Annotated in this window: 19 protein-coding genes and 1 tRNA gene; 8 read left to right on the top strand and 12 right to left on the bottom strand. The window is 47.3% G+C overall.

Going from position 1 to position 23,355, the window contains the following annotated elements; translation table 11 throughout:
- Nucleotides 1-127: 127 nt before the first annotated feature.
- The 3 genes from VC182_RS09890 to tsaE form a co-directional block, all read right to left on the bottom strand.
- Nucleotides 128-203, bottom strand: a tRNA-Lys gene (locus tag VC182_RS09890).
- 86 nt (nucleotides 204-289) lie between these two features.
- A complete protein-coding gene (locus VC182_RS09885) occupies nucleotides 290-1,636 on the bottom strand; it encodes an N-acetylmuramoyl-L-alanine amidase (protein WP_323485190.1) in 1,347 nt (448 codons plus the stop codon).
- Between the two features lie 14 nt (nucleotides 1,637-1,650).
- Nucleotides 1,651-2,190, bottom strand: a complete 540-nt coding sequence (tsaE, locus tag VC182_RS09880) for a tRNA (adenosine(37)-N6)-threonylcarbamoyltransferase complex ATPase subunit type 1 TsaE (RefSeq protein WP_072583979.1) — start codon at nucleotides 2,188-2,190, stop codon at nucleotides 1,651-1,653.
- A 43-nt stretch (nucleotides 2,191-2,233) separates the two neighbouring features.
- Here tsaE and queG point away from each other — a divergent pair, with 43 nt between their 5' ends.
- Genes queG through VC182_RS09865 form a run of 3 tightly spaced genes read left to right on the top strand, consistent with a single transcriptional unit; the run spans nucleotide 2,234 to nucleotide 4,497 of the window.
- Nucleotides 2,234-3,328: a tRNA epoxyqueuosine(34) reductase QueG gene (gene queG / locus VC182_RS09875; RefSeq protein ID WP_323485189.1), complete on the top strand. Its 1,095-nt coding sequence runs from the start codon at nucleotides 2,234-2,236 to the stop codon at nucleotides 3,326-3,328.
- Nucleotides 3,329-3,355: 27 nt separating this feature from the next.
- A complete protein-coding gene (locus VC182_RS09870; protein ID WP_072583977.1) occupies nucleotides 3,356-4,141 on the top strand; it encodes an AzlC family ABC transporter permease in 786 nt (261 codons plus the stop codon).
- Nucleotides 4,138-4,497, top strand: coding sequence for an AzlD domain-containing protein (locus tag VC182_RS09865; protein WP_072583976.1), 360 nt, complete (start codon nucleotides 4,138-4,140; stop codon nucleotides 4,495-4,497). The genes VC182_RS09870 and VC182_RS09865 overlap by 4 nt, the downstream gene beginning before the upstream one ends.
- 33 nt (nucleotides 4,498-4,530) lie before the next feature.
- On the opposite strand, the gene VC182_RS09860 is transcribed toward VC182_RS09865, so the two are convergent.
- Nucleotides 4,531-7,608 (bottom strand): FAD-binding and (Fe-S)-binding domain-containing protein, encoded by a 3,078-nt coding sequence (locus VC182_RS09860; protein ID WP_323485188.1) that lies wholly within the window; start codon nucleotides 7,606-7,608, stop codon nucleotides 4,531-4,533.
- Nucleotides 7,605-8,291, bottom strand: a complete 687-nt coding sequence (locus VC182_RS09855; RefSeq protein ID WP_072583974.1) for a GntR family transcriptional regulator — start codon at nucleotides 8,289-8,291, stop codon at nucleotides 7,605-7,607. The genes VC182_RS09860 and VC182_RS09855 overlap by 4 nt, the downstream gene beginning before the upstream one ends.
- Nucleotides 8,292-8,507: 216 nt before the next feature.
- Here VC182_RS09855 and VC182_RS09850 point away from each other — a divergent pair, with 216 nt between their 5' ends.
- From VC182_RS09850 to VC182_RS09840, 3 genes are all read left to right on the top strand, one after another.
- Nucleotides 8,508-9,692 (top strand): pyridoxal-phosphate-dependent aminotransferase family protein, encoded by a 1,185-nt coding sequence (locus VC182_RS09850; protein ID WP_323485187.1) that lies wholly within the window; start codon nucleotides 8,508-8,510, stop codon nucleotides 9,690-9,692.
- 144 nt (nucleotides 9,693-9,836) lie between these two features.
- Nucleotides 9,837-10,244: a GlcG/HbpS family heme-binding protein gene (locus VC182_RS09845; protein WP_072583972.1), complete on the top strand. Its 408-nt coding sequence runs from the start codon at nucleotides 9,837-9,839 to the stop codon at nucleotides 10,242-10,244.
- 6 nt (nucleotides 10,245-10,250) lie between these two features.
- On the top strand, nucleotides 10,251-11,717 hold the full coding sequence (locus VC182_RS09840) for a DEAD/DEAH box helicase (RefSeq protein ID WP_323485186.1): 1,467 nt from the start codon (nucleotides 10,251-10,253) through the stop codon (nucleotides 11,715-11,717).
- A gap of 12 nt (nucleotides 11,718-11,729) precedes the next feature.
- On the opposite strand, the gene gluQRS is transcribed toward VC182_RS09840, so the two are convergent.
- Nucleotides 11,730-12,668: a tRNA glutamyl-Q(34) synthetase GluQRS gene (gene gluQRS, locus VC182_RS09835; RefSeq protein WP_323485185.1), complete on the bottom strand. Its 939-nt coding sequence runs from the start codon at nucleotides 12,666-12,668 to the stop codon at nucleotides 11,730-11,732.
- A gap of 15 nt (nucleotides 12,669-12,683) precedes the next feature.
- Here gluQRS and dnaE point away from each other — a divergent pair, with 15 nt between their 5' ends.
- A complete protein-coding gene (gene dnaE, locus VC182_RS09830; protein ID WP_323485184.1) occupies nucleotides 12,684-16,301 on the top strand; it encodes a DNA polymerase III subunit alpha in 3,618 nt (1,205 codons plus the stop codon).
- A 28-nt stretch (nucleotides 16,302-16,329) separates the two neighbouring features.
- Here dnaE and VC182_RS09825 read toward each other — a convergent pair whose 3' ends face one another.
- From VC182_RS09825 to VC182_RS09815, 3 genes are read right to left on the bottom strand one after another with little or no spacing between them, the layout of a single operon-like run.
- Nucleotides 16,330-17,487, bottom strand: coding sequence for a glycosyltransferase family 9 protein (locus VC182_RS09825; RefSeq protein WP_216121266.1), 1,158 nt, complete (start codon nucleotides 17,485-17,487; stop codon nucleotides 16,330-16,332).
- A 14-nt stretch (nucleotides 17,488-17,501) separates the two neighbouring features.
- Nucleotides 17,502-18,281: a glycosyltransferase family 2 protein gene (locus tag VC182_RS09820; protein ID WP_072583967.1), complete on the bottom strand. Its 780-nt coding sequence runs from the start codon at nucleotides 18,279-18,281 to the stop codon at nucleotides 17,502-17,504.
- A complete protein-coding gene (locus tag VC182_RS09815; protein ID WP_072583966.1) occupies nucleotides 18,278-19,039 on the bottom strand; it encodes a glycosyltransferase family 2 protein in 762 nt (253 codons plus the stop codon). Before VC182_RS09815 ends, VC182_RS09820 begins: the two co-directional genes overlap by 4 nt.
- A gap of 10 nt (nucleotides 19,040-19,049) precedes the next feature.
- Here VC182_RS09815 and msbA point away from each other — a divergent pair, with 10 nt between their 5' ends.
- Nucleotides 19,050-20,813 (top strand): lipid A export permease/ATP-binding protein MsbA, encoded by a 1,764-nt coding sequence (gene msbA, locus VC182_RS09810; RefSeq protein ID WP_323485183.1) that lies wholly within the window; start codon nucleotides 19,050-19,052, stop codon nucleotides 20,811-20,813.
- Between the two features lie 10 nt (nucleotides 20,814-20,823).
- Here the strand turns inward: msbA and rng are convergent, their stop codons facing one another.
- From rng to rlmH, 3 genes are read right to left on the bottom strand one after another with little or no spacing between them, the layout of a single operon-like run.
- Entirely contained in the window at nucleotides 20,824-22,287 is a 1,464-nt protein-coding gene (rng, locus tag VC182_RS09805) for a ribonuclease G (RefSeq protein ID WP_072583964.1), read from the bottom strand.
- Nucleotides 22,284-22,919, bottom strand: coding sequence for a Maf family protein (locus tag VC182_RS09800; RefSeq protein WP_323485182.1), 636 nt, complete (start codon nucleotides 22,917-22,919; stop codon nucleotides 22,284-22,286). Before VC182_RS09800 ends, rng begins: the two co-directional genes overlap by 4 nt.
- On the bottom strand, nucleotides 22,912-23,355 hold the full coding sequence (rlmH, locus tag VC182_RS09795; RefSeq protein ID WP_072583962.1) for a 23S rRNA (pseudouridine(1915)-N(3))-methyltransferase RlmH: 444 nt from the start codon (nucleotides 23,353-23,355) through the stop codon (nucleotides 22,912-22,914). The genes VC182_RS09800 and rlmH overlap by 8 nt, the downstream gene beginning before the upstream one ends.

Genomic DNA, 23,355 nt, shown 5'->3' with positions numbered 1-23,355 from the left:
CACCCAGCGTAGACCATCCCCACCCAATTAACGCCTGCAAGATCCCGTATTGTCACCAACAGTTGCCAGATTTCACCAACCTAGAAAGACAAAACCCCCACTATTGCTAGTGAGGGTTTCTTGATACTGGTGGGTCGGGCGAGATTCGAACTCGCGACCAACGGATTAAAAGTCCGCTGCTCTACCGACTGAGCTACCGACCCAGTTAAGCCATAAATTATAGCAAGAAGTTTGTAGGCCTTCCCTGGGTTTGCGGGGTCTGCCCCTCAGCCCTTGTACTTACAAGTTCCTAGGAGTTGATCCGTCTGGCCACTGGTGGATTTTTGGAAAAATAGTCCTTAATTCCCTTCAAAATGGCCTCTGCAATTCGGTCTTGGTAGCCATCATCGTTCAGGCGCGCTTCTTCCTGCGGATTGCTAATAAAAGCCGTCTCAACCAGGATTGAGGGAATATCTGGAGCCTTCAATACCGCAAAACTGGCTTGCTCCACCTTCCCCTTATGTAGGGGTGCAAATCCTCCAATTTGCTTCAGAATCGAGTTGCCCACTTGTAGTGAGTCTTTGATCTGGGCCGTAGTCGACATATCCAGGAGTAGGTTAGCAACTTGACGATCTTGTGTTTTGATATTGATGCCGCCAATAAGGTCAGAAGCATTTTCTTTGTTCGCCATCCATCTGGCAGCAGTACTACTAGCTCCCATTTGGGATAGTGCAAATACGGATGCTCCCTTGGCGTTTCTTTCAATAAAGGCATCCGCATGGATTGATACAAATAAATCGGCTTCAACACGTCGTGCTTTTTGAACTCGGACATGCAGCGGCACAAAGTAATCGCCATCCCTTGTTAAGAAAGGGCGCATATAGGCTTCGCCTTCAATCTTGTCTTTGAGTCTCTTAGCAATTGCAAGCACTACATTCTTTTCTCGTGAGCCGGCTGCACCGATGGCGCCAGGATCTTCACCACCGTGACCAGGATCAATTGCAATCGTGATCAAACGTTTGTACTTAGCAGGCGCTGGTAATTCCTTGGGGTCTGGAATGGCTTGTGCAACGGGGGCGGCTGGAGTTTTGGCGAGCTCTTTCTCTTTCTTGGTAGCGAACTGCGCAATCAGATCCACTTCTTCATTGGATTTTTCCAGGGCGCTTTCTTTCTTGGCGCTACTTCTCACTAAAGCCATTAATGGGTCTGGTGGCGTAGTAGGGTAGAGATCAAACACCATGCGGTAGTTGTACTCACCAATGGGATCAAGCGTAAAGAGCTGTGGCTTGATGGGTTCTTTTAAGTCAAATACCAAACGCACAACTCCAGGCTGAAACTGACCAACCCGAACTTGCGAGATATACGGATCATTTGACTTTACTTTGGCTACCAGATCTTTCAGAGTGGGATTGAGCTCCAATCCTTGCACGTCAACCACCAAGCGATCTGGATTTGTCAGAATCTGCTGAGTAATAGGCAATGGTGTATCGGACTCCAAGGTAACGCGGGTGTAGTCTTCGGAAGGCCAGACACGCACACCTAAGATCTTGGCACCCCAAGCAATGTCTATCTCGGTAAGCAGAAGGGCAAAGCTCAAGAGCTTTGCGGAAGTCTTAAGGTGCTGCCTTCTAGAGAGATTGATTTTTTTGGTACTCATTTATTATTTGCGCATCACTTCGGTTGGATCCCTTGTAATGCGCTTACTCCAGATTGGCTTAAAGCATTGAGCTTAATACTGCGCTCATTCTCATCTGCACCAGCAGACAGCTGAATCTGAATATCAAAATTTGGCAAAGTGCCTTCTGCTTTTTCTGGCCACTCAATTAAGCAAATACCTGGAACATCAAAATGCTCTGCAAATCCCGCTTCTTGCCATTCCAGGGGATCACGCATGCGATACAAATCAAAGTGGTGAACAGTGATTGCTTGATCTTTTAAAGCGAGTGGATAGGGTTCACACAATGTATAGGTAGGGCTTTTTACTTTGCCCTCATGACCCAGTGCTTGAATGAGGTATCTAGCAAAGGTCGTTTTGCCGGCACCAAGATCACCCTCTAGGGAGATATTTAAGTGTGAACCTGGCTGCTTAGTCAGAAAGTGCTCAAAACTGGCTGCCAGTTGCTTAGCAAGAGAGGCGGTATCGGCTTCCTGCCTACAATAGAGATCTATTGCAGTGAGCGGAATTGCCGTGGTTGCCTGTGTTTGAGCCATTCCCCTAGTTTATTCAATTATTGCGCTACATTCTGTATTCCATATGCCTTTATCTACTAGCCCTCAATCTTTAGATGAGTCCAATCTGCGTGATTGGCTTGGGGAGCAGGCTGCATCCTTGGGATTTGATGGCTTACACATTACCGACACCCATTTAGGACCTGCAACAGAACGTTTGCAGGAATGGCTGGCTGAGGGTCGTCACGGCCATATGGAATACATGCAACGCCATGCCGAATTACGTTCCAATCCTAAGCTATTGGTACCTGGTACAGTGCGCGTCATTTGTGTATCCATGAACTATCTCCCTCCCGAAACCGATTTCGATATCGAGTGGCAAAGATTAGAAGATCCTACTCAAGCAGTGGTCTCGATGTACGCCAGAGGGCGTGATTATCACAAGGTACTCCGTAATCGTTTGCAAGAATTTGCCCAACTCATTGAAGAGCGGATTGGGAAGTTGGGTTATCGCGTATTTACGGATTCGGCACCATTGATGGAAGTAGAGCTGGCGCGCAAGGCAGGCTTAGGTTGGCGCGGTAAACACACGCTCTTGCTCAATCGAGAATCTGGCTCGACATTCTTTCTGGGTGAGATCTTGGTGGATGTACCACTTCCATTGGATCAAGAGATTGAAGAGCATTGCGGTACCTGCACCTCTTGTATCGATATTTGTCCTACTCAAGCCATTACTGCGCCATATCAATTAGATGCACGTAGATGCATCTCTTATCTCACCATCGAAAATCCTGAAGCGATACCAGTTGAATTTAGAGGTGCCATGGGTAATCGTATCTACGGTTGCGATGATTGCCAACTGATTTGTCCTTGGAATAAATTTGCCAAACGCACAGAGTTACCAGATTTTGCAAGACGGCATGGTTTGGGGCAGGCATCACTTTTGCACCTGTGGTCCTGGACTGAAGCGGAGTTTGAGCATCGCCATGAAGGCAGCGCTATTCGCAGAATTGGCTATAGCCGCTGGCGTCGCAATTTAGCCGTAGCAATGGGCAATGCGCTAGCAAGCCCTGCTGTAGCAGATAGCGATAAGTTAGCAATACGCGCAGCTTTAAGTGAGGCGCTTGGCCAAGTCGATGCTCTAGTGGCTGAGCATATTGAATGGGCCCTGAAGACCTAGAAGTCCTACAAAGTTTACAATTAAGTCATGTCATCCGCAGACCAGCCCTATATTGATCCTAGCGAAATCGCGCTAGAAGAGTCTGCGGCAGAGCGCTTTAAAAGTCCAAGAGATGCGTTTTGGTCCGGTATTCGGGATGCAGCGGGCGCTCCTGCGATGGTGCTCTTTGCTGGTATGGTGGGCTTCGGAGCAATGGGCAAAACCAACGGCTTTGATGTTTGGTTTACGACCTTTACTTCCTTCTTTATGTTCGCATTACCAGGGCAGGTTGTCTTGCTTGAGATGGCCATTACCGGCTCATCAGTTGTGGCTATTGCTTTAGCAGTCACGCTCACATCTACGCGCTTCATTACGATGACGGTGACACTCTTTCCGCAGTTCCACCAAAAAGATCGCAATCGTAGTCTGTATGCTTCAGTGCACCTGCTAGCGATGACAGCATGGGCCATCTCCATGCGCGAGTTTCATGCGATTGAGGTGAAGCATCGCCTTAGCTATTTTGTTGGCTTGGGATTGCTATGCTGGTTGATTTCTATTCCGGGAACTATTCTGGGTTTTTATCTGGCAGGTATGGTGCCACCCGCTGTGACCCTAGGCTTAGTCTTTATTAACCCCCTGTTTTTCTTGCTGACATTTACTGAGGTAAAGCCTTGGATTAACCGCATTGCGATTTGCTTGGGCTGCATCTTTGGCCCCATCTTCTTTGTAGTAGATCGCGATACCAGCCTATTAACCGCAGGACTAGTCTCTGGAACTATTGCTTACTTTATTGATCGTAAGTTCTTGCGCAAGAAAACTGGAGTTATTGGATGAGTGCAATAAATACCGTGTCTAACGCGCTTTCAGGCTGGGGCTTGTGGATCGCCTTGGTGGGTGCTTGTCTTGGCACTTATTTTTGTCGCGCGATTGGTGTATTTCTATCGCAAAGCATTAATCAAGATAGCGAGATCTTCCGCTGGTTGGCTGCTGTGACCTATGCGATGGTTGCTTCTTTAACCATTCGATTGATTGTGATGCCACTTGGCCTGATGGCAACCGTACCTTTGTGGATACGAGCGCTGATTTGTGCTTTGGCTATCGGCGTGATGATCTCTAAACCCACCAAGCGATTGGTCCCTGCCTTACTGACGGGAACTTTACTGATGGTGGGTTACGGCGTCATTCGTTAAATAAAAATACGCCGCCCCATCCTCTTTTTGCTCTTATAGATGCGCCGCCAAAATTCTGGCGATATGCACAACTTCTCTTTGGGTGCCATCGGCAATTTGATGGCGACAGCTGGTGCCATCAGCTACCACCCAACTATCTGGCGATTTTCGAATACTAGGCAAAAGACTCGCTTCTGCCATTTGCTTAGAAACTTCAATATGTTCAGCTTCATAGCCAAAGCTCCCGGCCATACCGCAGCAAGAAGACTCAATCAGCTTAGGCTCTGCATTCGGAATAAGTTTGAGTAATTCCATTGCAGGAGTCACCGCAGCAAATGCCTTCTGATGGCAGTGACCATGAAACAAGACAGACTTATCGGCTGCTTTGAGATTCAATTTGAGTTTTCCTGCTCGTACTTCGCTAGTTAAAAACTCTTCGAGTAATTGCGCTTGTTTAGAAACGCTTATTGCTTTGTCACCAAAGCCCATCACCAAGGCTTCATCCTTTAGGGTGAAGAGGCAAGAAGGCTCTAAACCAATAATCGGAATGTTCTTGTCTGCGTAGGGCGCGAGGTGATCAACCAATTCACCGAGAGTTTCCTTGGCCTTATCGACCATGCCAGCCGCAAGATAGGTTCTGCCACAGCAAAACTCTTTAGAGCAGCCACCTTCACTTTTATTTGTTTGTTTGGTGGCGTTGCTTTGACTCTTGTGAGGAATATGCACGCGATAGCCTGCAGCATTCAGTACTTTTAATGCAGCTTGGAGATTCTCATCTTCAAAGTAGGCATTAAAGGTGTCTGCCAATAGAACAACGCCTTTGCCATCAGTATTGTTAGCCAATTGCTCTGGGCTGTATTGATAAATGTTTGCCGCTTTCTGATTCCAGAAAGTTTTACCCTTCCAAATCGGCAAACTTCTTTGCGCAGAAATCCCCATGACCCACTCTTGAAGTGTTGCAATAGGCTTAATGTGATTGCGTAAGTTGAGTAAGGTTGGCAGGAATGGAATAGCGCTAATCGTGTTGGCATATTTAGGCAAATAGGCAACTGCTAGATCTCGTAATGAATGACCAACACGTTTCTTATAGGCGGATAAGAACTCAATCTTCATCTTGGCCATATCCACGCCAGTAGGGCACTCACGACGGCAAGCTTTACAGCTTACACACAGCTCCATCACTTCTTTAATTGCGTCGCTACCGAGCGGTGAGGTCTCATCTTTGATGTCGAGTTGATTTGACAGTGCCAGACGCAAAGTATTTGCTCTGCCGCGGGTGAGGTGTTTCTCATCACGCGTTACGCGATAGCTTGGGCACATCACTTCAGCATCAAACTTGCGGCAGTGACCATTGTTATTGCACATCTCCACTGCTTTAGCTAAGCCCATGGCGGGATCACCGCCAGTGCCAGGCGCGGTAGTTGCCTCTGTGACGGGATCGTTCTGAACGTTCCAGGCAGACCAATCTAATGCAGGTTGCAAAGGGATAACTTTATAGCTTGGTGGAAATCTAAAGTTGCTCGCATCATCCATCTTAGGCGGATTGATGATCTTGCCCGGATTAAATAATCCCTTGGGATCAAAAGCGTATTTGATTTCTGCGAGGGCTTCAGTGATCTTGGGGCCAAACTGCCAAGAGATCCATTCGCCGCGGCATAAGCCATCACCATGTTCACCGCTGTATGCGCCTTTGTATTTGCGCACCAAAGCAGAAGCCTCTTCAGCAACCGCACGCATCTTCTGGGCGCCATCTCTGCGCATATCCAAAATAGGGCGCACGTGCAGTGTTCCCACAGAAGCATGGGCATACCAAGTGCCACGTGAGCCATATTTAGAAAACACATCTGTTAAAGCTTGGGTGTATTCGGCCAAACTTTCTAGCGGAACAGCACAGTCTTCAATAAAGCTCACCGGCTTACCGTCGCCCTTGAGGCTCATCATGATATTAAGGCCTGCTTTGCGCACTTCCCATAGGTTCTTTTGCAGAGACGCATCAGGCATCGGCACAACAGATCCAGGCAAGCCCAGATCACTCATCAGTTCTTGTAAGGCTTTGAGCTTCTCAAGCAATGGTGCATGAGATTCACCGGAAAACTCAACCAACAAAATGGCTTCTGGAGTCTGGGCTGTGTGATCAATTAAGGCGGTTTCAATGGTTTTCTTAAAGCTGGGATTGCTACGCGCTAAATCAATCATGGTGCGATCAACCAACTCAACAGCGGTAGGGTCAAGCTTCACAATATGCTGAGCACTATCCATTGCTTTGTAGAAGCTAGCGAAGTTCACAATGCCCAGTACCTTATGTTGTGGCAAAGGCGCGAGCTTGAGTTTGAGTGACTTAAAGTACCCAAGAGTGCCTTCGCTACCAACTAGAAGGTGGGCTAGATTGACACTGCCATCTTTTGTGTAAGGTAACTCACTCTGTGGATGAAAGATATCGAGGTTATAGCCAGCTACGCGTCGCAATACCTTCGGAAAGCGTGCCTCGATTTCTGGTTGGAGGGTAGTGGCTAGATTTTTAACAAAGTCACCTAACTGCTTAGCAGCCCCTGTGCTACTTGCGTAATCGCTGAAGTTGGCAATTCTGCCATCTGCTAACCAGGCATCAATACCCAAAACGTTATGCACCATATTGCCGTAAGCAATTGAGCGGCTACCGCAAGAGTTATTACCGGCCATACCGCCAATCGTCGCTTGTCCAGCAGTAGAAACATCCACTGGATACCAGAGACCATGTTGCTTGAGCGAGCCATTGAGATGGTCCAGCACAATGCCTGGCTCAACTTCAACATAACCCTTATCCAGATTGAGATCTAAAACATTTCTGAAGTATTTGGTGTTATCGATCACTAGTGCTGCACCAGTAGTTTGACCGCACTGACTTGTGCCGCCACCACGGGGGAGCACAGGCACGCCCATCTCTGCTGCTATCTGAATCGCGCTAGCAATATCTTGAGCAGTTTTCGGCACAAAGACTGCAACCGGCATGGCTTGATAGATCGAGGCATCTGTTGCATAGCGCCCGCGACTCGCAGTATCCGTCATCACTTCCCCTGAAGTCTCCTTGCGAAGACGAGCTGCTAAAGCCGCTTGATCAACCATGAGTTCTTTAAGATCTAAGGGTTTGTTCATGATTTGGTAGCTTCTGACAGGGATTCTGATTGGAGTAATTGAGCAACGACATCGCGCTTATTTCTGACGTGTTGAATCATAATTTTTCTCATGCGGACACTATCTCGTGCCTTAAGGGCATCGAGCATTTCTTGATGTTCTTCCACAGCCTTTTCCCACTTAACGCCATCTTGATTGGAGCGAAAGCGTAATGCTTCAATGCGCGCATTGACTTGGGTAAAGAGTTTTGATAAAACAGGATTGTTTGCTGCCTGATTAATCAGATGATGAATACGTAAATTGAGTTTGTAATAACTCGATAAATCACGGCGTGCATAAGAGGCCATCATTTCATATTGGAGGGCTTCTAATTCAGAGAGAGTGGCATCGCTAATATTGTTGGCAGCCAATTCTCCTGAGAACCCCTCGAGATCTGCAATGACATCAAACGTATTTAAAACATCTGCAAGGCTGAGTTGCACTGCAATTGCACCACGATTGGCGATCAGCTCCACCAGACCTTCAGCTGCCAAACGGCGAATCGCCTCCCGAATGGGGGTGCGGGAGACGTTGAGGCTTTCAGCCAATTCACGCTCATTCAATTTACTGCCAGGGGCAATCTTGCCCTCGACCAAGAGGGATCTCAGCTTCTCGAAAGTCGCTTCATGCAAATTTTGTGAATTTGGCTGTTCTACTACCGTCATGGATCAACCCTTAGTTAAGCTCTTGGCTTATTAATTTGTATACAAAATAAGAATAAACCATCTTAAAGTATAAATACAGCCTTTAAATGCTTAATTTAGGCTTTATTCCGAGGATTATTTCAAATAAATTGTATACAAAATGGAAATTTCCCCAAAATTGTCATACACTAGCAGCAGAAATAACTACCTATAAACACTTTAAAAGTGAGACAAAGCATGTTGAAACTTGATAACCACGCATCAGGACGCCATTTTTTACATATCCCCGGCCCAAGTCCTGTGCCCCCACGCGTACTGCGCGCCATTAGCTATCAAACTATTGATCACCGTGGTCCAGAATTTGGTGCGTTTGGTCTCAAGGTATTGGATGGCATCAAAAAGATTTTTAAAACTGAGCAACCGGTCATTATTTATTCCGCGTCCGGAACCGGCGCTTGGGAAGGTGCATTAGTCAACGTTCTCAATCCTGGTGACAAAGTGTTGTTCTATGAAACTGGTCAATTTGCAAACTTGTGGCGTGCACTTGGTAAGCGTCTTGGTTTAGATGTTGAGGTGGTTGGTAAAGCCGGACAAGATTCTTGGCGTTGGGGAGTAGATGCATCTGTGATTGAAGAGCGTTTGCGCAAAGATACTGGTCATGAGATCAAAGCTGTTTGCGTAGTGCATAACGAAACTTCAACTGGCGTTACCTCCAATATTGCTGCCGTAAGAAAAGCAATTGATTCCTTAAAGCATCCAGCCTTATTGCTCGTAGACAGTGTATCTGGCTTGGGTTCAGCCGATTATGAGCATGACAAATGGGGCGCAGACGTAACTATCTCCGGCTCACAAAAAGGCTTGATGTTGCCACCTGGAATTGGCTTTAATGCTTTGTCACCACGTGCAATTGAAGTCAGTGAAAGAAACAAAATACATAAATCGTATTGGGCTTGGGATGAGATCCTAGAGTCTAATAAAAATGGATATTGGCCAACGACTCCCAGCACCAATTTGATGTACGGTTTGCATGAAGCTATGGACATGATGATGGCCGAAGGATTGGATGCGATCTTTGCGCGTCACCAGCGTTTAGCTGCTGCTTGTCGTGAAGCAGTCAATGCATGGGGTCTAGAAATTCAGTGTCAAGATAAAGACTGCTACTCACCAGTGTTGACTTGTATTGCAACACCAGAAGGTATGGATGCGGATGTATTGCGTAAACATGCGCTGGAGAAATTCAACCTCTCCTTGGGAACAGGTTTAGGCAAGATCAAAGGCAAGGCATTTCGCATTGGCCATTTAGGCGATTGCAATGAATTGAGCTTGATGGCCGCCCTCAGTGGGGTAGAGATGAGTCTGGGTTCTATGGGTTACAAACCCAAGGCCAGTGGAGTCGTTGCAGCCCAAGAGTTCCTTAAATAAGAAGTACTTAGGGCAACTTAGAGCAAATTAGGGTGGGTGGAGCCAGATTCCTCAGGTTCAATCTGGCTACACCCCTTATAATTCAAGTACTTATATAGAAGTGCATGAAATAAATACACCATATTCGAGATAGAAAGATTAAACATGACCGCAACTAAACCTTACCTCACTCAAGCTGATGCCCAAAAGATTTTGGATGCAGCTAATAAGCATGCGGCTGCCAATAATTGGGCAGTAACGATTGCCGTTTGTGATGATGGTGGTCATATGTTGGGCTTGATTCGTCGTGATGGTTGTGCTCCGGTATCTGCATACATTGCACAAGAGAAGGCACGTACAGCTGCAATGGGTAAACGTGAGAGTCGCGTTTACGAAGAAATTATTAATAACGGTCGCACCTCTTTCTTATCTGCCCCACATATTTCGGGCATGTTGGAGGGTGGGGTCAATATCGATGTAAATGGGTTTACCATCGGCGCAGTCGGCGTTTCCGGCGTTAAATCGACCGAGGATGCTGAAACCGCTAAGGCCGGCATTGCGGCCATCCTGTAAGTTACCTTGACAAATACTGCTACTGAAATAAATTCTTCTACAGGGGTGAGCGATACCGCTACCCCTGGTGCTACTGATACTGCTCCTCCAGCAACAATCACTTTTGCTGACTTTGGTTTAGACCCGAAAATTCAAAAAGCGGTTCTTGAGCAGGGTTACACTATTCCCACTCCGATTCAAGCGCAATCTATTCCGCATGTATTGGCGGGTAGTGACTTGATGGGTGCAGCACAAACTGGTACTGGTAAGACGGCTGCCTTTGTATTGCCGATCATTCAAAAGATTTTGCGTCACGCGAATAACAGCGCATCGCCAGCACGTCATCCAATCCGTGCACTGGTTCTCACTCCGACACGTGAGCTGGCAGTGCAAGTAGCCGAAAATGCGGCAAGCTATTCCAAACACACTGATTTACGCGCTGCCGTTGTTTATGGTGGCGTGGATATGAAAGAACAAGTATCAATACTGCGTAATGGCGTAGAGATTTTGATCGCCACTCCAGGACGCTTGCTTGATCACATTGGCTCTAAGGTTGCCAACCTCTCCCAAGTGGAGATTTTGGTTTTAGACGAAGCCGATCGCATGCTTGATATGGGTTTCTTGCCTGACCTACAGCGCATCATTGATTTGATTCCTGCGCAAAGACAGACATTGTTGTTCTCTGCAACGTTCTCACCAGAAATTAAGAAACTGGCACAAAGTTATTTACGTACTCCGGTAACGGTTGAAGTGGCACGTCAAAATGCTGCGGCTGATACGGTGAAACAAGTAGTGCACATGGTTTCCTCTGCCGATAAGCAACGCGCGATTGTCAAAGTCCTTGAAGCACGTACTCGTGCTGGCTTATCACGCCAATGCATCATCTTTACCAATAGTCGTTTAGGATGTGCAAAGTTATCTCGTGCCTTAGAGCGTGACGGTATTAAAGCGGGCGCGATTCATGGTGACAAGAGTCAGGGTGAGCGTACTTTAACTTTGGACGCATTTAAATCTGGCGCAATCGAAGCATTAGTGGCAACCGATGTGGCTGCTCGAGGTTTAGATATTCCCGATATGCCGTGCGTGATTAATCACGAGTTACCTTATAACGCAGAAGACTTTATTCACCGCATTGGTCGTACAGGTCGTGCCGGCAGTAAAGGGGATGCGATTGCCTTAGTTGATGCCAGTGAAAAGCGTTTGCTTGACGATATCGAAAAGCTAATGAAGCGTAAGTTGGATGTTCAGCCTTTGCCTGAAGGTGCGCCTTCGCAAAGCCGTCCTTCATCTAGTAGTTATGGCAGCTCCAGTGGCTCTAGAAGCTCTTACAGCGCGCCAGTAAAAATGTCTGACCCTTTCTTCTATAAGCCTTACGAGCCAAGTGCAGCGTCTGTATCTACTGTAGATGCTGCTAAGCCAGAAGAGAAGAAAGCGGGCATTACTCCTGCAAAACCTGCTGTTGGTGCTTTACTCGGCGGCTTTAAGAAAAAATAATTAACTGAGTAATTAACTTCGCCATGCATGAGTGGCTGCAAGCAGCCACTCTGCAATAGTGACATTCTCGCCATCCGGCAAATTCTGCAATCCCAAATGTATTGCTGCTTTACGTAACTCTCTCAGCGAGTGTTTCTTATCTTGCGTATTAATTTGTGTTGCTAAAGTTTGCTTGCTCAGTTTTTCACCATGCTCATCGAGCACCAGTGGAAGATGAAGATATTCTGGCCGCTTGTATCCCAATATCTCTTGTAGATAAATTTGCCTTGCAGTATTACTCAGCAAATCTTTGCCACGAACGATGTGTGTAATGTTCTGCTCGGCATCATCAACGACTACAGCTAGCTGATAGGTAAATAAGCCATCATTCCTGCGTAGTACAAAATCGCCTACTTCTGCATTGAGGTTTTGGCTTTGAGAGCCCAGAGCTAAGTCGTTAAATTCAATATGGCAATTTTGGGGAAGACCAATTCGCCAAGCACGTTGTAATTCCTCGATAGATTCTGTGGGATTGCTGATTATGTGGGCAGGGCGGCAAGTGCCGGGATAGATCATTTCTTGATTGCGGGGTGTCTCTATTCCGAGCTTAGCTAGGGCATTGGCAATGGTTTGTCTTGAGCAAGTGCAGGAATAGAGGCATTGAAGCCCATTTAAGCGCTCTAAAGCCCTTTGATAAGCCTCTTGGCGCTGAGATTGATGAATGACCTCCTCATCCCAAGAAAGGCCGCAGGCGAGTAATTGAGTCTGAATTTGCCCGGTTGCTTCAGGGAGGCACCTTGGGGTGTCCAAATCCTCGATTCTAAGCAGCCATTTACCCCCATTTTTACGGGCATCTAGCCAGCTTCCTAGGGCGGCAACCAGGGATCCGGCATGTAGCGGACCGGTGGGCGAGGGGGCGAATCGCCCGCGATAGCCGCCGGTTGGGGATGAAGGGTTTTTGAGTGTGGACACAGCTAAAATCATCTCATGGCTTCACCCCGTTTTGTTCATCTTCGCGTCCATTCCGAGTTTTCGATTACGGATGGAGTCGTGCGCATTGATGATGCGGTAGCTGCTGCCGTCAAAGATGAGATGGGCGCGTTAGCGATTACGGATTTAAGTAATTTATTTGGTTTGGTGCGGTTCTATACTGCTGCCCGTTCTGGCGGGATCAAGCCGATTGCCGGAGCGGATGTTTGGGTGAGCAATCCTCAGGATCCAGATCAGCCTCATCGCTTATTGCTCTTGGTACAAAATCATTCCGGTTACCTCAATTTATGTGAGCTACTCAGTAGGGCATCTCTCGACAATCAATCTCGTGGTCGCGCTGAAGTCGATTCCGCTTGGTTTAGTGAGCCTGCGGCCAAAGCAGAAGATAAAGTGGCCAAGCGCACTCTCTCTTATGGCTTGATTGCACTTTCTGGCGCAGGTATGGGTGAAGTCGGCATCGCGCTATTGGGTGGGCAAGAAGACCATGCCAAGATTGTTGCTAGACGCTACGAAAAACTCTTTCCGAAGTCTTTCTACATTGAGGTCCAGCGCGGCGGTAATCCTCAAGATGAAAAGCAACTCCAGCTTGCTTGCCATCTCGCCAGTGAACTAAACCTACCGGTGGTTGCAACCCACCCAGTGCAGTTCATGCAAAAGAGCGACTTTACAGCGCATGAAGCCCGCGTATGTATTGCTGAAGGGGAGTTACTCGGCAATCCACGCCGAACCAAAAAGTTTAATGACGAGCAGTACTTCCTGACCCAAGAGGAAATGGAAAAGCGTTTTGCTGATTTGCCAGTCGCACTAGCGAACTCGGTTGAAATTGCCAAACGTTGCAATCTCTCATTGGTATTGGGTCAACCGCGTTTACCAGATTTTCCAATACCGCCTGGAATTACTTTGGAAGACTATTTGTTGCAGCAATCCGAGGTCGGTTTGAAGCGCCACATGGAGCGCAATTTCCCGGATGCAGAAGAGCGCGAAGCAGAAATGAAGCGTTATTACGATCGTTTGGTATTTGAAGTCAAGACGATTTCTCAAATGGGCTTCCCGGGTTACTTCTTGATCGTGGCAGACTTTATTAACTGGGCTAAAAATAATGGCGTGCCTGTAGGTCCAGGCCGCGGATCCGGTGCCGGATCTTTAGTGGCGTACTCACTCGGTATTACCGACTTGGATCCGCTCCGTTACAACTTACTCTTTGAGCGCTTCCTTAACCCAGAGCGGGTATCGATGCCCGACTTTGATATCGACTTTTGCCAACATGGTCGCGACCGTGTGATTCAGTATGTAAAGGATAAGTACGGTAAAGATGCGGTGAGTCAGATCGCCACCTTCGGAACTATGGCAGCTAGAGCGGCGATTCGTGATGTGGGGCGTGTACTAGAGCAGGGCTATAACTTCGTAGACGGAATTGCCAAACTCATTCCGAATAAGCCAGGTCAGTATATGACCATTGAGATGGCGAAGAAGGAAGAGAAGCAATTAGCCGAGCGCGAAAAGAATGAAGATGAAGTGCGTCAATTACTTTCCTTGGCGCAGCAGTTAGAGGGCATGACCCGTAACGTGGGTATGCATGCGGGCGGTGTCTTAATTGCCCCAGGGCGCCTCACTGATTTTTGCCCACTCTACACACAAGAAAGCAAAGATCAAGACAGTAGCTCTGTGATCAGTCAATTTGATAAGGATGACGTAGAAGCGATTGGTCTAGTGAAGTTCGACTTCTTGGGTCTGACTACTCTCACTATTTTGGCAGCAGCAGAGCGTTGGATTAAATCATTACACGCTGATCGCAGAGACTGGAATATCGGAGAGATTGCGCTCGATGATGAAAAAGCATTTGATGTTCTGAAGCGCGCTAATACTGTCGCAGTATTTCAGCTAGAAAGCCGCGGCATGCAGGGCATGCTACGTGAAGCCAAGCCAGACCGCTTTGAGGACATTATTGCCCTAGTGGCTTTGTATCGTCCGGGCCCAATGGATTTGATCCCAGACTTTATTGAGCGTAAGCATGGTCGTCAAAAGGTAGAGTATCCCGATCCCCGTATTGAGCCTGTTCTGCGCGAGACCTACGGCATCATGGTCTATCAAGAGCAGGTGATGCAAATGGCGCAGATGATTGGCGGCTACTCATTGGGTGGTGCCGACATGTTACGTCGTGCGATGGGTAAGAAAAAGCCTGAAGAAATGGCTCAACATCGCAAGATCTTTAGTGATGGTGCAAAAGCGGGTGGCATTACCGAGTCAAAGGCAAATGAGATCTATGACTTGATGGAGCGTTTTGCGGGTTATGGATTTAATAAGTCCCATGCTGCCGCTTACGCACTCTTGGCATATCAAACCGCTTGGCTCAAAGCGTATTACCCGGCTGAATTTATGGCAGCCAACTTATCACTCGCAATGGATGACACCGATAAGGTGAAAATTCTGTATGACGATTGCTCAGTGAATAACATTCGGGTGTTCTCGCCAGATATCAATACCGGTGTTTATGAGTTCACCCCATTGCGCGCACCAGATGCTGCTCCAGATTCTTCCATCAGCCATATTCGTTATGGTTTAGGTGCGGTGCGTGGTACCGGTGAAGCGGCGATTGAATCTATCGTGAAGGCACGTGAAAGTGGCGGGCCATTTAAAGATTTGTTTGATTTTTGTGCACGAGTGGATCGTAGGCAAGTCAATCGCCGCGCGATTGAAGCGCTGATGCGTGCAGGTGCTTTTGATAGCTTGTATCGTGATTCCGTTCCAGCGGGTGGGAATCTGTATGACATTCGCTCTACCTTACTTGCCTCTTTAGCCAGAGCGATTGAGGCTGCTGAACAAGCCGAGGCATCGATTCACCAGGTGAGCTTGTTTGAGGCGGCCGGTGAAGAGGATCGCCATCTTCCAGAGTTAGTGCGTGAGCCTATCTGGTCTGAAAAGAAGCGTTTGCAAGAAGAGAAGAATGCCTTGGGTCTTTGCCTAACAGGGCACATGTTTGACGCCTATCGCGATGAGACTTCTCACTTTATCCGGCAGCCTTTATCTAAGGTAACAGAGGGTAAAGATCAACTCATTGCTGGCATTATTACTTCAGCTCGAATGCTGACTGGTCAACGCGGTCGCATGATGATTGCAACTATCGATGATGGCTCTGCTGCCCTCGAAGTCACCTTGTATAGCGAAGTCTACGAGCCCAATCGTTCTTGGCTAAAAGAGGATGAGCTCTTGGTTGCAAAGGTGAATGTGACGCCCGATAAGTTCTCAGGCGGCATGCGTATTGTGTCTGAGGCGGTAATGGATATCACGGGTGCGCGAATGCGCTTTGCCCGTAACGTGCATGTCTGTATTGATAATGCGGTTGATATCAAGATGCTCCGTAGCCAAATTAATCCCTACCTTATGGCTAATCGTGTGCGTGATCCTAAGCTTGGTGCATCTGCCCCTGCTGCGCCGGGATCCAATGATGGTATGAAGGGCTTAATGCTGACGGCTGCCGTCACTACTAGTGGCGGTGCTTGCTTGATGCAGTTCCCAGAAGAGTTGCGTATCTATCCTGACGATGCCTGTTTGCATGGCTTAAATCAAATCCTAGCTTCTAAGCAAAAAGATCCTGTACAGATTCAGTATCACTAAGTACGGTATTGCAGGATTGACCGTTGCTTTAGTTCGGTAATGCCTTCTGAATTGCCTCAATGACTTGCTTGGGTTCTAGCAGGTCCAAGCACTCACTATAACTATCGGCCTTATCTAGGCATCCGGCTTTACGGCAAGGCACGCATTCACCAGGGCCTTGCAGGATGGTGACATTGCCAACGGTTTGGGTGCGAGCACGCAATTGATATGGCTGCTCACCAATAAAACCATTGGGCCATGGACCAAAGTTCGTTGGTGGGGTGGCACCAAACAGAGTGATGGTTGGGGTATTGCATGCTGCTGCTAAATGGGTGATTGAAGTATCAACCCCAATATACAAAGCGGCCCCACGAATCAAAGTGCCTGCTTGGGGGATGGATAATTTACCAGCAGCATTAATCACTTTTTTCTTAGTTTCATCATCCAACAAGGAAATGATGTCGTGATTAAGTTGTATATCTTGCTTAGCAGGTGACGCACTGAGGATTACCTGGAAGTTCTGACTTACGAGCCAAGTGATGAGCTCTTGCCAATACGCAAGCGGCCAGCGCTTATAGGCCGTTAATGGTCCTGGGTGTACAACAACATAAGGTTGCTTAAGTTCGTTTGCAATGACCGGCGTTAAGGGCTCTCCTGCAGGCGGAGTAACTAAGATCGGTTTGGAAAATAATTCAGCTCGGTTTTTAAAAAAGTCCTCTAGTAGGCGCAGTTTTTCGGCAATAACATGCTGCTTAAAGTAGTCAACATCCACTGTGTGCATGCAGATAAATTTCTTCCAGGCATTTTGCTTCTCACTCTTACTTCTTTTCTGTTGGTCTTGTGCATCTTTGCCTTGAGGATGACCACCCAGTACACCAACCCTTCTAAAGGCCGCTACTAAGCCATAAAGGTAGGCGCGATCACTAGGTTGCGTCACAACTGCTAAGTCATAACGCTGAAAGAGGCGATTAAAGAGGGTGAGATATTCACCAAAACCGGGGCGATCTGAAGTTTCAATCACTTCAGCAATGTCGGGATTGCCATGAAGCATCTCTAACTTGCCGCGATATCCTAAAAAATGAAACTCCGCATGAGGCCAAAGCTCTCTGGCTTTGCTAATCAGAGGCGTTGTTACTAATACGTCTCCAATTTGCCTCGTGGCAATAAATAAAACCTTTTTAGGTTTAAGTGCGGAATAAGCAGTCATAGCGTTTTAAAAAGTCAAAGAGCCTTAGCCAAGATCTTCTCGCGAACACGTCGAGCATTCTCGGCAGCATTGCCTTGATCGTGGATTGGATGAAAGAGATGGAGTACTTCCGTGGACCATGAGCCTGACTTGCGACGGATGCGATGGTGTTGTAAGCGGAAGATAAAATCGGCATCCTCATGGCCCCAGCCGGTCATAGTTTCATCAAAGCCATTGATTGCTTCAGCATCGGCTTTCCAGCAAGCCATGTTGCAACCCTTGATGCGACGCCAAACAAATTTTTTGTAGTCACGCCAGGAGCCGTTACCCAGCTTTACTTTGAGGGGCCAATATTTATTGATGCCTCCACTCAAGCGCTTGCTGATAAGGTTTGAAGAAAAGCGCTCATAATTCCACTGAGGCCAAGCGAGTAATTCGGTGGTGAGGTGTTCATTGAGCAGGACTCTGCTGCCGGTAACTAAGTATCCCTTTTGTGCTAGCGCACGATGCTGAGCCACAAAGTCTGGCTGGACAATGCAATCGCCATCCAGGAAAACCAAGTAATCGCCATGAGCTGCAGCGATGGCTTTATTGAGGATCTTGGTTTTCTGAAAGCCTTGGTCTTCTTGCCAAAGATGGGTGATAGAAGCGGGGTATGAACCTTTAATAGATTCAATGAGGTGTTTTGTGCTCTCAGTAGAGCCATCGTCAGCGATGATGATTTCAAAGTCCTGATCGGTTTGCGTAGCCAGAGATTCTAGGCAAAGCTTGAGTGCTTGTGGCCAGTTATAGGTGGCTAGCAAAATCGAAATCATTTACCGGCTTCCTGATTCAGGTGCCACAACTTGATATAGCGGTAATAGGTTCCTTGACCATTGGATACTGCTAATGCAAATCCTTGAGGACCGTCTAAAAATCCCGCACGCAAAACATAGGTGCGGAAAAATGCCCATGCACCATGCAGGACTGCCTTAAGAGGGTTGCTTGTTTTACCTCTAGCAAATGCTTGCTCTGCTGAGGCTGTGGAGTAGCGATCTAGCTTTTGGAGTACTTGAGAGTAGTTCATGAAGCTGTAATGCAGCATGGGATTTTCCAATTTTGCGACTTGACCATTGGGAACTAGGCGTTCATGAACCAAATCATCTGAGAAGCGGGCGGTGCCTCGTTTAAATAAACGATCGACATAATCCGGGCTCCAGCCGGAGTGACGGATAAAGCGTCCGCAATACCAAGAAAGTCTGGGGATGGCAAAGCAATCTACATGGGCGCTATGGTGAATGGCCGTCAGAATTTCTGACTTTAGAGCAGGGGTGAGTCTTTCATCGGCATCCAAGGATAGAACCCATTCGCTGGTAGCTAAATCCAGGGCGCGGTTCTTTTGGGGCCCAAAACCAGGCCAATCCGGCGGCTGGGCTATCGTTGCACCGTGGTTTTTGGCTATCTCAAGGGTGCGGTCAGAGCTGTTGGTATCAACAACCACGATCTGCTGGGCGATCCCCTCCAGAGAGGCCAAACAATCGTCCAAATTGGCCTCTTCATTGCGGGTGATGAGTATGACTGATAAGGTGGGCATAATTCATTATATGAATGCTCAAGACCGTACCGCCCTAAATCGCTTAATTACCTATCTCAAGCCCCATATCAACTTGATTGTTGGGTCTTTGTTGGCTATGGCTGTAGTTGCCGCCGCCGAGACCTCAATCCCTGCCCTAATGAAGCCTTTGTTGGATCGTGGATTTACAGGTCAACTTAATAGCAAGCTCTGGCAAGTACCGGTTTTCTTGGTGGGTTTGGCTTTGGTGCGAAGTTTGGCCCAATTTTTGTCGAACTATTTACTTACTAGGGTAATTAACTCCGTACTTTTAAAGTTACGTGCGCAAATGTTTCAAACCCTTTTGAACGCTAGCACTACTTTTTTTCAAAAGAACTCGGCATCGACTTTAATTAATGGCGTTGTCTTTGAGGTGAATAACGTTCTCTCCGTCATGGGAACAATGTTAATTAGCTTAGTGCGAGATTCATTGACGGTCGTTGGTTTAATTGGTTATTTAATTTATTTAAATTGGCAGTTGACTTTAGTTGTCTTAGTTATTTTTCCCGTCATTGCATTCATCATGAGCAAAATTAATCGTCGCTTAAGGTCTCTTAACAGGGAGCAGCAAACGCTCACAAGCGATCTTGCTTATATTGTTGAAGAGGCTGCAGCTGGATACAAGATCGTTAAAGTTCATGGTGCTGAAGAGTATGAAATGTCCCGCTTCATGCAAAAGGCAGAACGCTTGCGCCAGTTTGCCTTGAAGTCTGCAGTGGCCGGCGGTCTAAATCAGCCAATTACACAACTCATTGCCTCCATGGCTTTGTCCGTGGTGTTGGTGATTGCCTTGATGCAATCTGCTACGGAAGGTGCTACTGTGGGTGGGTTTGCAGCCTTCATTACTGCAATGATGTTGGTGATTTCTCCCTTGAAGCATTTAGCGGATATCAACCAACCTTTGCAGCGTGGTCTTACTGCAGCAGAGATGATTTTTGCATTGATGGATCAACCTTTTGAGGAAGATCAAGACCGCAAGCAAAGTATGAAGCCGCTTAATAAGGCAAAAGGCGCCATTCGTTTTGATAATGTAGGGTTCTCTTATCAGCAAGAAGCTGGACGTCAAGACGCTTTAAGTAATATCAATCTCACCATCAAGCCTGGGGAGGTGATTGCCTTTGTGGGACCATCTGGTGGCGGTAAGTCGACCCTGGTCAATTTGTTACCTCGATTCTTCAAGCCCACTAGTGGCCACATTTACTTGGATGACATTCCGCTGGAAGATATTGTGCTCGCAGATGTACGTCGACAAATCGCATTTGTCAGTCAAGACGTTATTCTCTTTAATGACACTATTGCCGCTAATGTGGCATATGGCGCAAATGGCCCAGCTGGAGTCGATCGCGGTCGCGTGATAGAGGCATTAGAAGCCGCTAATCTCAGCGCTATGATCAAAGAATTGCCAGAAGGCATTGATTCCATGGTTGGGGACAACGGTAATCGCTTATCTGGCGGCCAACGTCAGCGTTTAGCCATTGCACGTGCTATCTATAAAGATGCACCAATTCTGATATTGGATGAAGCTACATCGGCTCTGGATTCTGAATCCGAGCGTCAGGTTCAGGAAGCGCTGGATACCCTAATGGCTAATAGAACGACTTTAGTGATTGCACACCGTTTATCGACCATTGAGCATGCTGACAGAATTGTGGTTTTGGAACATGGCAAAATTGTAGAGAATGGCTCTCACGAGGATTTAATTAAGCATGATGGCTTGTATGCGAACTTGCATCGCATTCAATTCTCGAACGCTTAATTCAGAAAACTTAACTCAGAACAATATCGTATTGCTCTTGGCGGAAGCTACCTTCCGCTTGTAGGGTAATTGGCTTGCCAATGAAATCCCCCAACTGCGCCAAGAATTGATTCTCTTCCTCTAGAAATAAATCAATTACATCAGGCGCAGCCACAATCCTAAATTCACGTGGATTAAATTGGCGGTGCTCTCGCACAATTTCCCGCAAAATCTCATAACAAATCGTTTGGGCAGTTTTAATCTCACCTTTGCCAAGGCAAGTGGCGCAAGGTTCACAAGTGATATGGGCTAAGGACTCACGCGTCCGTTTGCGGGTCATTTCTACCAAGCCTAATGCAGAAAAGTCGCTTACTGAGGTGCGTGCATGATCGCGTTCAAGATTACGTTTGAGTTCATGCAACACAGATTCTTGATGGTCTTTGCCAATCATGTCGATGAAATCAATGATGATGATTCCACCCAGATTGCGTAAACGGAGTTGACGTGCAATCGCTTGGGCTGCCTCTAGATTGGTTTTAAAGACAGTGTCATCGAGATTGCGTGCACCGACGTAACTACCTGTGTTCACATCAATCGTAGTCATCGACTCTGTTTGATCGATCATGAGGTAGCCACCAGACTTGAGATCGACTCGGCGACCTAGTGCTTTATTAATCTCCGCATCAACATCAAATAAGTCAAAGAGTGCGCGTTCGCCGCGATGCAGAGTCAACTTACCTAAAAGGTTAGGCATGTAGGCATTTGTAAATGCTTTGAGCTTCTCAAAATTCTCGGCAGAATCCACACGGATTTGGGTGGTGTCCTCACCGGCAACATCGCGCAATACCCGCTCTGCTAGGCTAAGGTCCTGATAGAGTAGGGTAGGCGCCGGATTGTGTTTCATGGCTGCATGAATGTTTTCCCAGGTAGTTCGCAGGTAAAGCATGTCATGCTGTAGTTCTGTATCAGATGCATCTTGAGCGCTAGTGCGGACGATGATGCCGCCTTTTTCGTCTTCAGCCATTAGACCTGCAAGACGCGCCTTAATGGCTTCGCGTTCTTCAGGTTGATCAATCCGCTGAGAAACACCAATATATTTTTCGGTAGCGGTATCGCTACCTGCTGGCGGTAGATAAACTAAATTGCGTCCAGCAATACTCAGTTGGGTTGTTAAGCGTGCACCTTTTGTCCCTAAAGGGTCTTTTAATACCTGCACCAACAGTGTTTGACCTTCAAATAATAATTTTTCAATTTGTGCTTGAGGATTATTTTGTGTGATGTCAGCGACGTGCATAAATGCCGTGCGCTCAAGACCGATTTCGATAAATGCGGATTGCATGCCTGGCAGTACACGAACGACTTTGGCTAAATAGATATTTCCCACGATACCGCGTTGGCGAGTGCGCTCAATTTGTAGCTCTTGAACTGCTCCTTGCTGAATTAAAGCAACGCGCGTTTCTTGCGGGGTGATATTGATCAGTATTTCTTCATTCATATGCTGCTGACTTGGGCGCGATCTAGTAAAAGCTTTGTTTCATAAATAGGTAGGCCCATGATACCGCTATAGCTGCCCTGAATTGAGGGAATAAAAGCCCCACCCAAGCCCTGTATGCCATAGGCGCCAGCCTTACCAAAGGGTTCGCCGCTAGCAATATAGGCATCAATATGTTCCGTTGATAAATCGGCAAACTGAACTTTAGAGACCTGTACAAGCTGTATGGGTTTTTCATCAGGACTGACGGTCACCGCTACTGAGCTGAGAACTTCATGTATTTTGCCGCTGAGCATTGTCAAAATTCGAGTGGCATCCTCTGCGTCAACCGGCTTGCCCAGAATTTCACCATCAGGATGAGTGGGTAAGCTCACAGTAGTATCGGCGCAAAGAATGGGAGCCCAAGGCAAACCACTTTTTCCCCACCTTAAAAGTGCTGCAGCACTTTTTGCTAAGGTAACGCGCTCTACGTAGGTGCGTGCCTTTTCTTGCGGGAGAGGGGTTTCGATGCTCTCGCTATCTTCATCTGAACTTGGTAGCAGCATTTCAAAGCGAACACCCATTTGCCTCAAGATCTCTTGGCGGCGAGGACTTTGCGAAGCCAGATAAATAAAAGAGTTCAACGGATTACTCACGATGATAGGGGTGGCCTTGCAGAATAGTCCAGGCTCGATAAAGCTGCTCTACTAACATGACTCTGGCCATGGCATGTGGCAAGGTAAGGCTGGAGAGTCGCCACATGGCTTGCGCACCTGCTTTCAGACTAGGATCCAAGCCATCCGCACCACCAATTAAAAAGGTAATGTCAAAACCTTCTTGGCGCCAGCTGGCTAGTTGCGTTGCTAAGTTCTGAGTGGTTTGGTCTTTGCCTCGTTCATCCAAAGCGATCACTCTGGATCCCTTGGGAATGGCTGCTGCAATTTTTACGGCTTCCTTTGCGGGTGTGAGATCAGGTTTGATCTCTTTGATTTCTATACTGCAATCCGCAGGCATTCGTTTGATGTAGTCATGAGTTGCCGTAGCAACCCATTCAGGCATCTTATGACCAACAGAAACGATGGTGAGCCGCAT

It is taken from the genome of Polynucleobacter sp. AP-Nickl1-40-C4, from assembly GCF_035012665.1.
Lineage (GTDB): Bacteria > Pseudomonadota > Gammaproteobacteria > Burkholderiales > Burkholderiaceae > Polynucleobacter.
Note: the sequence above shows the minus strand (reverse complement) of the source record. Positions and strands in the feature narration are given on the sequence as shown.